Source organism: Stenotrophomonas sp., from assembly GCF_032066555.1.
In the GTDB taxonomy this organism is placed as follows: Bacteria; Pseudomonadota; Gammaproteobacteria; order Xanthomonadales; family Xanthomonadaceae; genus Stenotrophomonas.
Window position 1 is genome coordinate 12531 of record NZ_DAMBKV010000010.1, and the last position, 13786, is coordinate 26316.

A 13786-nucleotide genomic window follows, 5' to 3' on the forward strand; every position below is an offset into this window, starting at 1 on the left:
TCCCTGTCCTTCCATATCCCCGCGCCTGTCGGCGCGCCCCCTTAACTAAAGGGGGAAGTGAAACCGCCTACGGCGGCTTCACCCCAAGGGTTTGCGCTGCAAACCTTGGGCCCCACTCCCTGTCCTTCCATATCCCCGCGCCTGTCGGCGCGCCCCCTTAACTAAAGGGGGCTATTACGACTGTAGGTTCGCGGGTAGTGCCTTTGGAACTTTCTAGCCCCGATATCGGTTGATGTCGGGGCTTTTGTTTGTGCACTTGTAGCCCGGGTAAGCGCAGCGCACCCGGGGCTTTGCTCGTCCGCTTGCTTGAGTTTGTCTGTTTGCGAGGTTCATTTCCCTGCAAAAAGCACCCCTCCCCAACCCTCCCCTGCGCCTGCGGCGCAAGGGAGGGAGCGAAGCGCGGCCGCACTGCGAACTGACAGATGCCGCAATCTGCCCCCTCCCTTTGGCGCAGCCAAGGGGAGGGTTGGGGAGGGTTGGGGAGGGGTGCTTTGGCTTTGGCTTTGGCTTTGGCTTTGGCTTTGGCTTTGGCTTTGGCTTTGGCTTTCGCTTTGGCCGCTGCTGTGGCTTTAGCCCTTCTCCCGCCTGCGGGAGAAGGGTTGGGATGAGGGCGCCTTGGCCTTGGCCTTGGCTTTCCCTTCTCCCGTTTACGGGAGAAGGTGCCCCGAAGGGGCGGATGAGGGGAGCTTTGGGTTTTACCGATAAAGCCCCTGCCGAGCATGGCTCGGCACTACAGATGAGGCTTGGCGTTGCCCCATTCCTTCTCCCGCTTCCGCCGCCACAGTGCGAAAATTCACTCCCCTGCCCCAAGGATTCCGCAATGTCCAAGACCGCTTTGATCACCGGCGCCACCTCCGGCTTCGGCGCCGCCGCCGTCCGTCGCTTTGCTGCGGCCGGCTGGAAAGTGATCGCCACCGGTCGCCGCGCCGAGCGCCTGCAGCCGCTGGTCGAAGAATTCGGCGCCGACAAGATCCACGCCGCCGCCTTCGACATCCGCGACGCCGCCGCGATGGAGGCCGCGCTGGCCGCCCTGCCGCCTGCCTTCCGCGACATCGACCTGCTGGTCAACAACGCCGGCCTTGCCCAGGGCACCGCCGCAGCCCAGCACGCCAGCCTGGAAGACTGGCGCACCATGATCGATACCAACATCACCGCGCTGGTCACGCTGACCCATCACCTGCTGCCCAAGCTGGTCGAGCGGCGCGGCGCCATCATCAACATCAGCTCCACCGCCGCGCTGTATCCCTACCCGGGCGGCAATGCCTACGGCGGCACCAAGGCCTTTGTCAGCCAGTTCTCGCTGGGCCTGCGCTCGGACCTGCACGGCACCGGCGTGCGCGTGACCGCGATCGAACCTGGCATGGCCGAAACCGAATTCACCCTGGTGCGCACGCATGGCAACCAGGCCGCATCGGACCAGCTGTACGGCGGCGCCAATCCGATGACCGCCGAAGACATTGCCGAGCAGATTTTCTGGGTGGCCAGCCTGCCGGCACACCTCAATGTCAACCGCATCGAGTTGATGCCGGTGAGCCAGTCGTTTGCCGGGTTCCAAGTGCATCGCGGTTGATTCACACATACTGCACCGCAACAATTCTGCACCTCATAAACCAAAGACGCCCTGAAGCTGAACCCTTCGGGGCGTTTTCATATCCGGCGTCGGTCAATTACCCGTTTCCCGCCCAGACAACTCAAGTATTTCGTGTGCACGCCGATGAGGCTTGTGTATTGCCAAATACATTTTTTCACGCCATCTTCATCATCAGGGGGTCCGGTCGGGGGTTGATCAGACGGTAAGTTGCAGCAAGGAACAGGGAAGCAAGCCGCCTCATGGAAGTCGGAACAGCGAGTGCACTGCGCGAGCGCCATCGCGCAATAAGGAACACGCAAAGCGAGGCACTGGCGATTCGCCTGCATCGCGCTATCAGCTGGTTGGCCGCTGCGGAAAGCAACCGGCATGACAATGACACCCGTTTCGTTCAATTGTGGATCGCCTTCAACGCGGCATACGCCGGCGAATTCCCAAACGAACAGAGCGAACGCCAACACGTTGCTGACTTTGTAACGCGGTTGGTCAGCTCAGATACCCAACAATGCTTCCACGCCTTGTTGTTCAAACAGTTCTCCGGACCGATCCGCCTGCTGATCGATAACCGCTACGTCTACGCGCCGTTCTGGAATGCACTGCGCGACCATGATTCCAGCGATCGTTGGAAAATCCAGTTCGAGGCCAGCCGCAAAGCAGCGATGGGCGCCTTGCTCGAAAACCGTCTCGCCGAACTATTGAGCATCGTGCTGGACCGCCTCTATGTGCTACGCAACCAGCTCGTGCACGGCGGGGCAACGTGGAAAAGCAACATCAACCGCGACCAGCTCCGCGATGGCAACAACCTGCTCGGCGCACTGGTGCCAGCCATCATCACTGTGATGATGGAGACCGATGCATTCGAAGATGACGCCATCGCCTACCCCATTGTGCCGCAGCGTCTGGGCGTCTCTCGGGAAACGCATCGCCATTAAATAGGTATCGGTGCTGGCAAGACGCGACGACCGCGACAGAAACCGACGCACCAACTAATTAACGTCCGCTCGTCACCCAGACCGCACGCTGCCATGGGCGGTTCACCCGCAACCCCGGATTGATCACCTGCCATACGCCATGTCCAAGAAAGACCCCAAAGATCCCCTTGTCCGATGCCTCGTCCTTCTTGGGCTGATCCCGCGTTATCCCAAGAGCAGCTCGGTACAAGAGCTCAAGACAGCGCTTGAACAACGCGGTTTCTCTGTCACCGCTCGAACGTTGCAACGCGATTTGGGCGAAAAGCTCAGCACACGTTTTCCGTTGATCTGCCAGGACGATGGACAGACGTATCGCTGGAGCTTCGACAGCCAAGCGCAGATCAGCCTACCGGCCACTGATACCGCAGCAGCGCTCGCTATGAACCTGGCAGAGGGTCACCTTAAACACCTGCTGCCACCCGGCGTACTGGCGCTGCTGGAACCGCAGTTCGCAACCGCCCGCAACCATCTGCAATCGCTGCAACACAATCCGCTTACCCGCTGGGCAGAACGCGTACGCAGTCTGCCCAATGGCAAAGCACTATTACCCGCCAGCGTTGATGGTGCTGTATGGGAGAACGTGGCGACCGCCCTGCTGGAACAGCGCCAGCTGCAGGTCGACTACCTCAGCCGGGTCAAGGGCGAAGTCAAAGCCATGACTCTGCATCCGAAAGGCCTGGCGTCGCGCGGCCCGACCAGCTACCTGATCGCCAGCGTCGGTGACTACATCGACTTGCGTCACTTCGCCTTGCACCGTATCCAGCGCGCCGAAGTACTGAGCCTTTCGGCACACGACGACGATTTCGACATGGATGCCTACCTACCAACGGCAGCATTTACCCCAAGACAGGGCACGGGCACCGTGGAACTGGTAGCAGATCTGCATCCAGATACTGCATGGATATTGCGCGAAACCCCACTAAGCGAAGACCAGATCCTGGAGTCATTGCCGGACAGCGACTGGCTACGGCTAAAGGCAAGTGTCCCGGATGACCGAGAGACTCTTTGGTGGCTGTCCAGCATAGGAAACAAATTGAAAGTGCACCAACCTAGTCGCTTTGTCAGCGAAATAAAAGAAGGAGCCCTGCAGTTGCTCGAATTGTACTGACAACCGATTTCATACCCACTCAATTGACCAGAGCTCTGAACTACCCAGCAAGAATTTCAAGAAAAGCAACTATGACTAGCTCTTCTCGCTCATCGCCGTCTCAAGCAAAACACGCACATCTCTTGCCAATTGCTCGCGCCCCCCGATTCACCCTCGAAAGGGACGTGATATTGGGGGCTCAGGCGCGCCTGAAACTACAAGAATGTTTGGCACGCATCCGCCATCACCGCACGATCTACAGCGACTGGGGCTTCGCCGCGGTTGACCCACTGGGCCGCAGCAGCGTAATAAATTTCCATGGACCGCCTGGTACGGGAAAAACCATGGCTGCCGAGGCATTGGCCGGAACATTGGGACTGGACTTTCATCACATTGGCATTGCCGAGCTGGAAAGCCGCTATCTAGGTGAAACCGCGCACAACATCCAAGCCGCGTTCAACCTTGCACGCGAGAATAATTCACTGTTGTTCTTCGATGAGGCTGACACCCTGCTAGGGGCACGTTTGTCCAACGTAACTCAAGGTGTGGACAACGAAATAAACGCAATGCGCTCAACCCTATTGATCGAATTGGAGCGTTTCGAAGGCATCGTAGTGTTCGCAAGCAACTTCGCTCGCAACTACGACGAAGCATTCCGCAGCCGCATCAGCTACCACATCCATTTCGACCTGCCGGACAAACTCGCGCGCAGTGCGCTGTGGGACCGCATGCTGGTGCCAGGCATCCCGCTCGCCACCGAGCGTGCCACCTTACTGGAGCAGGCCTCTGAGGCATCGCGAGGGCTTTCGGGCCGAGATATCCGCACATGTCTACGGCTGGCGCTACCCAAGGCACTGCTTGAGGCAGATAGCCAGCCCGCGCTCGCACGGCTGAGCTGGCAGAACCTTCATCAGGCCATCACCGATGTGCAGAGCTCTCAGCAGCAGGTCGGCCGTCCCCCTTCGCACAGCGCTGCGACGCAGGGAACGGTACAGGCTGCACGCGATCTTCTTGGCGTCTAAGCACGCCCCCTTTTGATACCTGAAGGAAAACCGATATGGGATGGTTCAGTAATCTACTCTCCGCTACCAGCAACTTCGTCAGCAAGGCCGCCAGCGCAGCAACCAGCGTAGCCCAATCCACCTGGGCTGCCATCAAAAGGACTGCGGCCAAAGTAGTCACATGGGTTGCCAATCATGGGGAAAGCACCGTTGCCAAGGCCAAGGACCTGTGGAAGGCCGCACGTCCTTACGTGGCGCATGCGACGACCTGGCTGCACAAGGCCGGGATGGCGCATCCGCTGATCAAGAAAGTCGCGGTGCTCATCGATGGGCTGCTTGCACTGGAAAAATCTCCGGTGTTGCAGTGGCTGGACAAGGCAGTGACATGGATCGTGGAGCAGGCTAAGCGCCTGAACGCCGCGATGGAAGAAGGTGCGCAAGTAGAACTGAATGACGCAGAGCGCGCGCATGCGGAGCAGTACCAGCAGTCCTTCCGTGATGCTCAAGGCAGCTTCAGCGGTGAGCAGGCCTACTCAATTTCGGTAGTGGCCATGATCAACGACCTGGTGCTGGCGCAGCACAACATCAATGCGCTGGTAAAAAGTGGCGAGGTTGTCGACGTGGACCACTTCCTGCGCCTGCGTGCCACTCAAAAACTCCTGAAGGAGGCCAATATCCGCTTCGCGAAACTGAATGAGGAGGCCTTGGTTTCGGCCGACGATATCTTCCTTGTGCGTGTGGCAGCTGATCTACTAGCGCCCGCCCCCACACTTTCAGAAACTGACGCACAGACGCTGGATCAGCTGCTACAGCGCCGCTATAACTGCGGCCTGCTGCCGTTCGCCTTCGAGGAGCTTCTTCCTGCCTGGCACATGCGCAACGAGGTGCTGAACGAGCAGTGGAAGGTACTAAGCAAGCAGGTAGCTCAGAAGCAGGTCCTTCTGCGCCGGCTGGAATCCGATCTTTCGGTATCGATCGATGGTCGATTGAGCGATGAAGAACAAGCGATGCTTAACGACCTGCGTAAGTCCCTACCGCTGGACCGCAAAGCATTCGAAACGATCAGTGCAGAAAAGCTGGCGCTTTCCCACTATTTGCATGCCGCAGAAGGCTTCCTGCAGGTTCTGGAGAAATCCGCCGAAGAACTGGAAGCCACCGGCATGGGCTATCTGATCGGCACGGGGCAGCAAGTGGGTGAGCTGATCATTCAAGGCGCGGAGCAGGGTAAGCGCTGGGAGCAATTCAGCACCGAAGAGCAGGACCTGATTATTGACTTTGCCAACATCTTCGAGGAAGAGTGCCTGCAGCGCGTGCAGCGACTGGTTGAGGTCAGCGCCTGATGCTCGACCATGTCGTGCACTTCATTACCCCGGACTGGAGCGAACCATTCCAGTTAGGATTCTTTGCCATCATCCTCTGCGCCGCCTTGCTAACAATCATTGGGGTATGGCGTACCGCGCGTCAAGCGAACTGGGAAGCCAACTGGGAAGGCACCGGCCGTGGCACTGCGGGGCTGGCACTAGATGTTGATCATGGCTCGTTCAACGATGTCTGCGATGCAGTGGCTACCAAGCCGGAAAAGTACGCCGAGATCGTACCCGGCCTGCTATTGATCTTCGGCCTTTTGGGTACATTCGTTGGCCTCGGCATTGCGTTGGACAGTGCCTCCTCGATCCTGACCAACGCCAATGCGCAGAATGCGCTAGATGGCGGCATGAATGATCTGCTGGAAATGATGGGAGGGCTGGGCACTAAGTTCAAAACGTCAACTTGGGGAATTCTTGGCTTCCTACTGGTGAAGCTGGCACTAGCTAGCATGGGCCGCGACACCAACCGCCAGCAGTGGGTGATTGCCCGCATGAAACAGGAGATGGACAGGGCCAGACAGATCGGCAAGCAACAGGAGGAGCAGCGCAACCAGCGTATGCAGGCGGCCTTGGTTGACTTAGCCGTACACATCGATGACTCACTGGAACAGCGGCTGCAGCAGGACCGCGGGCTGCGTCTGCAGCACCATGAGGACATGGCCACCGCGATGCAACAGGCCTTGCTGGCGCTTGGCCAGACCTATGGGCAGCAGCTCAGTGCGGCGCTAGAGCACGATCGCACTCTTCGATTGCAAGCCAACAGCGCGAGCGTCCTTCAGTTGGGTGCTCAGCTGACGGGCGCGCTGGAAGATCTTCGAAGGCAGCTGGGCCAAGGCAACGATATCGCTTTGAATACCCAACAGATCCTGCAGACGTTCACCGCTTCGCAGGAGGTTTTCAGCGACTCGATTAAGCGCAGCGCTGACACGATGTCTGAGGCAGCTTCCAATATGAACGGTGCTGCTGACGAAATGTCGGCGGTGATTACTTCTTTTGACATCGGCGTACGTGAGACGCTGGGGACCATCGAGGGCAACCTAGGTACCACCATTGGGAGCATGGACCGCTCGCTACGCGATAATCTCGGCACCATGGCGACCCTGCTGGACGGCACGGCCAGTACGTTGCAGAAGTCGCTGGATACATTCTCGACCAACACCGGAGATACGCTGAAGCAAGTGACCACCAGCATGGCCGCTGCTTCGGAAAGCCAGAACAAGGTGATGGGCGATGTGCGCAACGCAATGGGCGACGTGCAGGAGATGGTGCAGGACACCACCAACTCCATCGCTGCCATCAGCGCAACGCTCAGCGACAGCCTGCGTTCGGTGGCCAAGAGCAACCTGCAAATGGCAGCACTAGTGGACCCAGTGAAGGATTCACAGGCCAACATGTCGCGAGTAGTTGCCTCATTACAACAACTAGTGCTCCGTCTGGATCGCGATGGTAGTGAGGGAGAGCAGCTGCGTGAGGAGGTCGCGAGGGGCTCCGATGCCGTAGTCAGAGCTCACAAGGACAGCCAAGACCTGCTGCAACGCCAGACCCATAGCTTGGAAGCATTGCGCGGTCTGATGCAAGGCATTGTTAGACCCCTCCCCAAGGATGAGGCGGAGCTGGCGGGATGAAGGATAAGCCCAACGAATGGGTAGCCATCTCCGATCTGATGGCCGGAGTACTTGCTGTGGTGATGCTAATGCTGGCGGTAGTCGTGCTGCAGCGCAAGTTTGCCGAAGCTCAACACCAGCGCGACCTGGCCGCGCTGGATACGATCAGCGGTAGTCCGGTAACCGAGCTACTCAAGAAAGTGCAAAACACGCTAGGTGAGCAGGGTGCCAGCCATCTGATCAGCGTGGATGTGCCAAGTCGCCGTATCACCCTGCGCGATGGTGTCTTCGCGCAAGGAAGCGCCTGTGTGACTTCGACAGCCGCAATTGCAGTGGGAGCGGTTGAAGAGCAGGTCGGTAGGTTTTTACGTGACAATCCTTCAGGCCGAATCTTCGTTGAAGGCTATACCGACAATGCACCAGTCAAACGTCCAGTCATCGACTACGTTCGTTTCTGCACAGTTTACGACGACAATTACACGCTCTCAGCAGCACGCTCTCGTGAAGCGCGTAAAGCGATGCTTGGAACTCTTGAAGCCACATTGGCAAGACGCATAGTTGTAGCAGGGTATGGCGACTCACGCCCCTTGCCGAATATTTCCCCGTCCGATTCGCGTAACCGTCGTGTCGAGGTTCTATTCACTATGGATGGAACTTCTGATTAGGGAAGAAGCGTGGCGACACAATCTGTCGCCACGCGCCCCCATCATTGACCTGACGCAGCCGCTCCGGCTGCCCTTCAAAAGGGGTACTCTGATGGAAGCCCTTGCCGTCCTGTTTTTCCTGTTCAATCTGTTCGTCATCCTGCCGCTGCAGATCTACGCCTTCATCCGCGGCATCAACGTGCAGCGCTACAACCTTGGCATTGCCAAGGGCCGGCGCTACAAGCAAGGTTTCTGGTGGCGGCAGGCGGCGGCCTTGGCACGCTCGCGCAAGGCCGGTGGTGTCAACTTCGTTGTCACCGCCGTACTGGCTGCTATTGGCTTGGTACTGGCCTTCTCAATCAACGCCTGGCTACAGGTTGGGCTCTGCAGCTACATCCTGGTCAACGCGCTGGTGGCCGCCAACTTCTTCGCCACTCAGTTGCCGATCATCGATGCCGAGGCGGCCGCATCTAGCGACAATTCCACCAGCACGCCGGAGGCGACGCCTTGATCCGCATTATTCGTTCCGTTGGCGCCTTCGGCTTGCTGCTGGCGCTCAGTGGGTGCACGGGCACGCCAGGATGCAGTAGCGGCGACAGTCAGGACCTGCTGGGCGACATAATCGAGGAGGCGTTTGAAAGATCTGCCCATGGCAAGGAATTGCGGCCATTGGTGGACTACCGCGTGCGCAGCATCCAGACCGTAGGCCATGACAAGGATGTCGACCGCTACGAATGTGCGGCGACGCTTGAGATCAGTTTGGCTGGTAGCAACGCAAAGCCGGTCTCACAGGAAATCGAGTACGACGTCTATCTGATTCAGGACGATGAAGCCGATTTTGAGATCAGCTTCGATGAGGGCGTTGACACCGCCATCAGCAATGCGGCGCTGCGCAAGGCCATGGGCTGGCGCTGATGCGCCCAGAGCAAGCACAACAAACCAAGCACGCGCCAATCTCGGCGCAGTCAGGAGCGTTCATTGGCCATTCCCACCCCGCCAATCACTTTCTACTGCCGCAACTGCAATTGGAAGAAGACGTTGCCGATGCAAGTGGGCGACTGGCGCCTTCCAGGGTTCAGCCGTTTCTCTTCCTGCCCCAACTGCGGGCGCGAGGATACGTTGCAAGAACGACGTGCCGGACCGCTGGATCTCGCAGCCGCTCGCCTTGCCAGAATCGTTCGCGGTAGCTGATGGACTTGTGCGCTGGCGACACGCTTTGTCGCTTGCGCAGCGCAGTATTGCACTCAGGCTGCGGCGTTCCTTGCGCCCGGTCTTTCACACCAGGAGATACGCATGTTCAAGATCGTAGGTAGCGTCGTTGTGTACGGCTTCGCACTGTTGGGCCTGGCCGCTTACTTGGACAAGGCGCATGGCGATGGGCGCTTGTTCGCAGATGATTGAGGTGGGAGTGGCGGATAGCCTGCCCTCACCCCAACCCCTCTCCCGCGTGCGGGAGAGGGGCTCTAGACCACGCTGGCTTCAGCCCAGCGGTTCGTCCGACAGGTAGGTGTAGCCGGTCAGGCCAGCTTCCAACGCTGCATCCAGCTCGGCGGCGCGGGCGGCCGGCAGCTGGGCATCGGCCACGCGCTTGCGGTAGGCCGCACGCAGGTCGGCCAGGCTGTAACCCACGTAGTCCAGCATCACGTCGGTGGTGTCGCCGCGACGCTGCTGGGTGATCACGTAGCCATCGTCTTCGACCACCACTTCCACCGCGTCGGTGTCGCCGAACAGGTTGTGGATGTCGCCGAGGATTTCCTGGTAGGCGCCGACCAGGAAGAAGCCGATGCGGTAACTCTCGCCGTGACGCACCGCGTGCAGCGGCAGCGAGCTGTCCAGGCTTTCGTTCTCGACGTAGGTCTTGACCATGCCATCGGAATCGCAGGTCATGTCGGCGATCACGCCGCGACGCTCGGGACGCTCGTTCAAGCGCTCGATCGGCACGATCGGGAACACCTGGTCGATTGCCCAGGCATCGGGGATCGACTCGAACACGCTGAAGTTGACGAAGTACTTGTCGACCAGACGATCATTCAATTCGTCCAACGCCGGGCGATGGCTCTTTTCGTCGTAACTCAGGCGCGCGCGCACGCCGTTGGCGATGGCGTAGAACAGGTCGTCGATGCGCGCACGCTGCGGCAGGTCGATCTGGCCCAGTGCATAGGCACTCAGGCCCTCGGCGTGGAAATGCTGGGCTTCCTGGAACAGTTCCACCGCCGGGCGCTGGTCTAGTTCCTCGTGGATCTCGCGCAGGTGGCGGATCGCCGCCGGCTCGTCGTCATGCGCTTCCGGCACGCGGCCTTCGGCTGCCTGCTCAACCTCCGACACGTTGGCGATCAGCACCGCATGGTGCGCGGTCATCGCGCGGCCGCATTCGGTGATGATGCGCGGCGGCGTCAACGCATGCTCTTCGCAGGCTTCGGCCAGCGGCTGCACGATGTTGCTGGCGTAGGCATTGAGGCCGTAGTTGATCGAGCAGTAGCTGCGCGAACGGGTGCCTTCGTAATCGATACCCAGGCCGCCGCCGACATCGACGTGGCTGATCTTCGCGCCCAGCTGCGACAGCTCGACGAAGTAACGGGTGGCCTCGCGCATGCCGTTGGCGATGTCGCGCACATTGCTGATCTGGCTGCCCATGTGGAAATGCAGCAGATTCAGGCAATCGGCGTACTCGGTGTCACGTAGCGCCTTCCACAGGTCCAGCAGCTGGCGCGGGGACAGGCCGAACTTGGCCTTGTCGCCACCGCTGTTCTGCCACTTGCCGGCGCCCAGCGAGGCCAGGCGCATGCGCACGCCGAGGCCCGGCTTCACGTCCAGTGCCTTGGATTCCTCCAGCACCAGCTTCAGCTCGGACGGCTTCTCGATGACGATATAGGTCTGCAGGCCGAGCTTGCGGCCGATCAGGGCCAGGCGGATGTACTCGCGGTCCTTGTAGCCGTTGCAGACGATCAGCCCGCCCGGCCGGCTCAGCGCCAGCACCGCCATCAGCTCCGGCTTGGAACCGGCTTCCAGGCCGAAGCCTTCGCCGTGGTGGCTGGCCAGGGTGCCGGCCACGCCACGGTGCTGGTTCACCTTGATCGGGTAGACCGCGGTATAGCCACCAGCGTAGTCCCAGTCGGACTGGGCTTGGGCGAAAGCTGCCTGCAGCTTGCCCAGGCGCTGGCCGAGGATGTCCGGGAAGCGCACCAGCAACGGCAGCTTGGCGCCGGCGGCACGCGCCGAATCGACAACCTGCGGCAACGACACCGCCGCGCCCTGGGCGCCTGCGGGACGGACCACGACGTGCCCGGCGGCATCGACGTCGAAATAACCATCAGACCAGTGCGGAATCGAATAGGTCTTGCGGGCCTGTTCGAGGGACCAATCGCTCATCGGCGTAGCAACTCTCAGCTGTGGATAAATAAGGACGCGCATTCTAACGCTAGCGGGGCAAGGGTCCGTTACAATCCGCGCCCTCACTACCTCCCCTCTCCCCCCGGGAGAGGGGTCGGGGGTGAGGGCAAGCGTGAAACCTGACTGTGACAGGCTTCGCCCTTACCCTCATCCGCCCCTTCGGGGCAGCTTCTCCCGGTGGGAGAAGGACAGCCCCAGCACCCAGGAATCATCATGACCTCCAACGAAAACTGGTTCATCGAACACTTCCAGCCGACCGGTTCGGCTATTGGTTTCCGCATCACCGGCAAGCTGGACGAGGTGCAGTCGCCGTTCCAGAAGATCGAGATCTATGACAGCACCGACTGGGGCAAGCTGATGGTCATCGACGGCGCCATGATGCTGACCACCAAGGACAATTTCTTCTACCACGAGATGATCAGCCACCCGGTGCTGTTCACCCACCCGGCGCCCAAGCGCGTGGTGATCATCGGCGGCGGCGACTGCGGCACCCTGCGCGAGGTGCTCAAGCACCCGGGCGTGGAGAGCGCCACCCAGTGCGACATCGACGAGCAGGTCACCCGCATGGCCGAGAAGTACTTCCCGGAACTGTGCGAATCCAACGGTGACGCCCGCGCCGAGCTGCTGTTCGACGACGGCGTGGCCTATATGGCCAACTGCGCCCCGGGCAGCGTGGACGTGGTGATCGTCGACTCCACCGACCCGGTCGGCCCGGCCGAAGGCCTGTTCAACAAGGCCTTCTTCGAAAGCTGCTTCCGCGCCCTGAAGGACGACGGCCTGCTGGTGCAGCAGAGCGAGTCGCCGCTGGCCCTCCTGGAGCTGATCAAGGACATGCGTTCGGAAATGGGCAAGGCCGGCTTCCAGTCGTTCAAGACCCTGCCGTTCCCGCAGCCGTGCTACCCGACCGGCTGGTGGTCGGTGACCGTGGCCAGCAAGCAGGCCGGTTTCGGCTTTGGCTTCCGCGAGGCCGATTCGGCCGCCAAGCCGTTCGACACCCTGTACTACACTGCCCCACTGCACACCGGCGTGCTGGTCAGCCCGCCGTTCGTGGCCAAGGCACTGGGCGAATAAGCCCCCTGCCAGCGCCGTGAACCCAACCCCGCGCCGGCAATGGCGCGGGGTTTTTCGTTTTCCGGCGAGGACGCAGACAGGCGGGCTCTCATCATTCACATGGCCGCAACAATCCTTTCCGGCGCCTGACTCCTACATTTTTTTTACATTCAGCAATTCATGGACTGTGCAGTTTTATAATTGCCACACATCCCCGCCCGTCCAGGGCTCGTTAGACCGGCTTTGCAAGACGCTTTCCGCGCCGTTGCCCGCGTCAGGAAGGTTTTGATGAACACATTGCCCAGTTTCGACGGCGATCACGCCGTTGTTCCCGTCCACCATTTGCTCAAGCGCGGCGAACGCCTGCTCGAGCCTGATGTCTACCGCACCGAACTGGATGGCCGCCCGGCCGTGGTCAAGGACTACCGCCGCTATCAGGGCACCCCCCTCTCCCCGGTGGCACGCCTGCTGGTACGCCGCGAAGCCAAGGTGCTCAAGCGCCTGCAAGGCTGGAAGCACGCGCCTGCGTTGCTCGGCACCCTGGGCGGCCTGGCGTTGGGCATGGAATTCATCCCCGGCGACACCTTGAGCGCCGGCGTGCAGGGCGTGAGCCAGGAAGTCTTCGACCAGCTGCAGAACGCCCTGGCGCGCCTGCATGCAGCCGGCATTACCCACAACGACCTGCATGGCACCAATGTCGTGGTCAGTGCCGGTGTACCGGTGCTGCTGGACTTCACCTCGGCGCTGCGGGCACCGCGCTGGCTGCGCAACTGGCCGATCTTCCGCCAGCTGCGCCGCGGCGACATGAAGAATCTGGTGAAGATGCGCCAGCGTCTAACCGGGCAGAAGCCTTCCGCCGAACAGGCCGCGGCGCTGGCCGAGCCGGGCTGGGTGCAGGCGGTGCGTAATGCGTGGAAGCGGCTTTATCGGTGGATCAAAGGCTAAGGCCAAAGCTACCCCTCCCCAACCCTCCCTTTGGCTGCGCCAAAGGGAGGGGCCAAGCTCTGCTCCCTCCCTTGCGCATAGCGCAGGGGAGGGCTGGGGAGGGGTGCTTTAAAGCTCTAAAGCTTCAAATCCCCAAAAC

12 protein-coding genes are annotated in these 13786 nt (G+C 60.5%); 11 read left to right on the forward strand and 1 reads right to left on the reverse strand.

Annotation, left to right across the window (positions count from 1 at the left end):
* The first annotated feature begins 820 nt into the window (after positions 1-820).
* The 9 genes from RT131_RS12560 (at position 821) to RT131_RS12600 (ending at position 9177) form a co-directional block, all read left to right on the forward strand.
* Positions 821-1570: an SDR family NAD(P)-dependent oxidoreductase gene (locus tag RT131_RS12560; RefSeq protein ID WP_313173147.1), complete on the forward strand. Its 750-nt coding sequence runs from the start codon at positions 821-823 to the stop codon at positions 1568-1570.
* A 260-nt stretch (positions 1571-1830) separates the two neighbouring features.
* On the forward strand, positions 1831-2520 hold the full coding sequence (locus RT131_RS12565; protein WP_313173148.1) for a HEPN domain-containing protein: 690 nt from the start codon (positions 1831-1833) through the stop codon (positions 2518-2520).
* Between the two features lie 139 nt (positions 2521-2659).
* Positions 2660-3667, forward strand: coding sequence for a WYL domain-containing protein (locus RT131_RS12570; RefSeq protein WP_313173149.1), 1008 nt, complete (start codon positions 2660-2662; stop codon positions 3665-3667).
* Between the two features lie 206 nt (positions 3668-3873).
* Positions 3874-4668: an ATP-binding protein gene (locus RT131_RS12575; RefSeq protein ID WP_313173150.1), complete on the forward strand. Its 795-nt coding sequence runs from the start codon at positions 3874-3876 to the stop codon at positions 4666-4668.
* A 35-nt stretch (positions 4669-4703) separates the two neighbouring features.
* Positions 4704-5987 (forward strand): hypothetical protein, encoded by a 1284-nt coding sequence (locus RT131_RS12580; RefSeq protein WP_313173151.1) that lies wholly within the window; start codon positions 4704-4706, stop codon positions 5985-5987.
* Positions 5987-7639, forward strand: coding sequence for a hypothetical protein (locus RT131_RS12585; protein ID WP_313173152.1), 1653 nt, complete (start codon positions 5987-5989; stop codon positions 7637-7639). The genes RT131_RS12580 and RT131_RS12585 overlap by 1 nt, the downstream gene beginning before the upstream one ends.
* Positions 7636-8283, forward strand: a complete 648-nt coding sequence (locus tag RT131_RS12590; protein WP_313173153.1) for an OmpA family protein — start codon at positions 7636-7638, stop codon at positions 8281-8283. The genes RT131_RS12585 and RT131_RS12590 overlap by 4 nt, the downstream gene beginning before the upstream one ends.
* 91 nt (positions 8284-8374) lie before the next feature.
* Positions 8375-8773 carry a hypothetical protein gene (locus RT131_RS12595; RefSeq protein WP_313173154.1) on the forward strand — a complete coding sequence of 133 codons (399 nt, stop codon included), beginning with the start codon at positions 8375-8377 and terminating at the stop codon, positions 8771-8773.
* A complete protein-coding gene (locus RT131_RS12600; RefSeq protein ID WP_313173155.1) occupies positions 8770-9177 on the forward strand; it encodes a hypothetical protein in 408 nt (135 codons plus the stop codon). The genes RT131_RS12595 and RT131_RS12600 overlap by 4 nt, the downstream gene beginning before the upstream one ends.
* Before the next feature lie 564 nt (positions 9178-9741).
* Here the strand turns inward: RT131_RS12600 and speA are convergent.
* Positions 9742-11631: an arginine decarboxylase gene (gene speA, locus RT131_RS12605; RefSeq protein WP_313173156.1), complete on the reverse strand. Its 1890-nt coding sequence runs from the start codon at positions 11629-11631 to the stop codon at positions 9742-9744.
* 234 nt (positions 11632-11865) lie between these two features.
* Here speA and speE point away from each other — a divergent pair, with 234 nt between their 5' ends.
* Positions 11866-12723, forward strand: coding sequence for a polyamine aminopropyltransferase (gene speE, locus RT131_RS12610; RefSeq protein ID WP_282267936.1), 858 nt, complete (start codon positions 11866-11868; stop codon positions 12721-12723).
* 267 nt (positions 12724-12990) lie between these two features.
* Entirely contained in the window at positions 12991-13647 is a 657-nt protein-coding gene (locus RT131_RS12615; RefSeq protein ID WP_313173157.1) for an RIO1 family regulatory kinase/ATPase, read from the forward strand.
* Positions 13648-13786 lie beyond the last annotated feature (139 nt).

Coding starts and splice junctions, on each gene's coding strand:
- RT131_RS12560 (WP_313173147.1), top strand. CDS start 821: ATGTCCAAGACCGCTTTGATCACCGGCGCCACCTCCGGCTTCGGCGCC.
- RT131_RS12565 (WP_313173148.1), top strand. CDS start 1,831: ATGGAAGTCGGAACAGCGAGTGCACTGCGCGAGCGCCATCGCGCAATA.
- RT131_RS12570 (WP_313173149.1), top strand. CDS start 2,660: ATGTCCAAGAAAGACCCCAAAGATCCCCTTGTCCGATGCCTCGTCCTT.
- RT131_RS12580 (WP_313173151.1), top strand. CDS start 4,704: ATGGGATGGTTCAGTAATCTACTCTCCGCTACCAGCAACTTCGTCAGC.
- RT131_RS12585 (WP_313173152.1), top strand. CDS start 5,987: ATGCTCGACCATGTCGTGCACTTCATTACCCCGGACTGGAGCGAACCA.
- RT131_RS12590 (WP_313173153.1), top strand. CDS start 7,636: ATGAAGGATAAGCCCAACGAATGGGTAGCCATCTCCGATCTGATGGCC.
- RT131_RS12595 (WP_313173154.1), top strand. CDS start 8,375: ATGGAAGCCCTTGCCGTCCTGTTTTTCCTGTTCAATCTGTTCGTCATC.
- speA (WP_313173156.1), bottom strand. CDS start 11,631: ATGAGCGATTGGTCCCTCGAACAGGCCCGCAAGACCTATTCGATTCCG.
- speE (WP_282267936.1), top strand. CDS start 11,866: ATGACCTCCAACGAAAACTGGTTCATCGAACACTTCCAGCCGACCGGT.
- RT131_RS12615 (WP_313173157.1), top strand. CDS start 12,991: ATGAACACATTGCCCAGTTTCGACGGCGATCACGCCGTTGTTCCCGTC.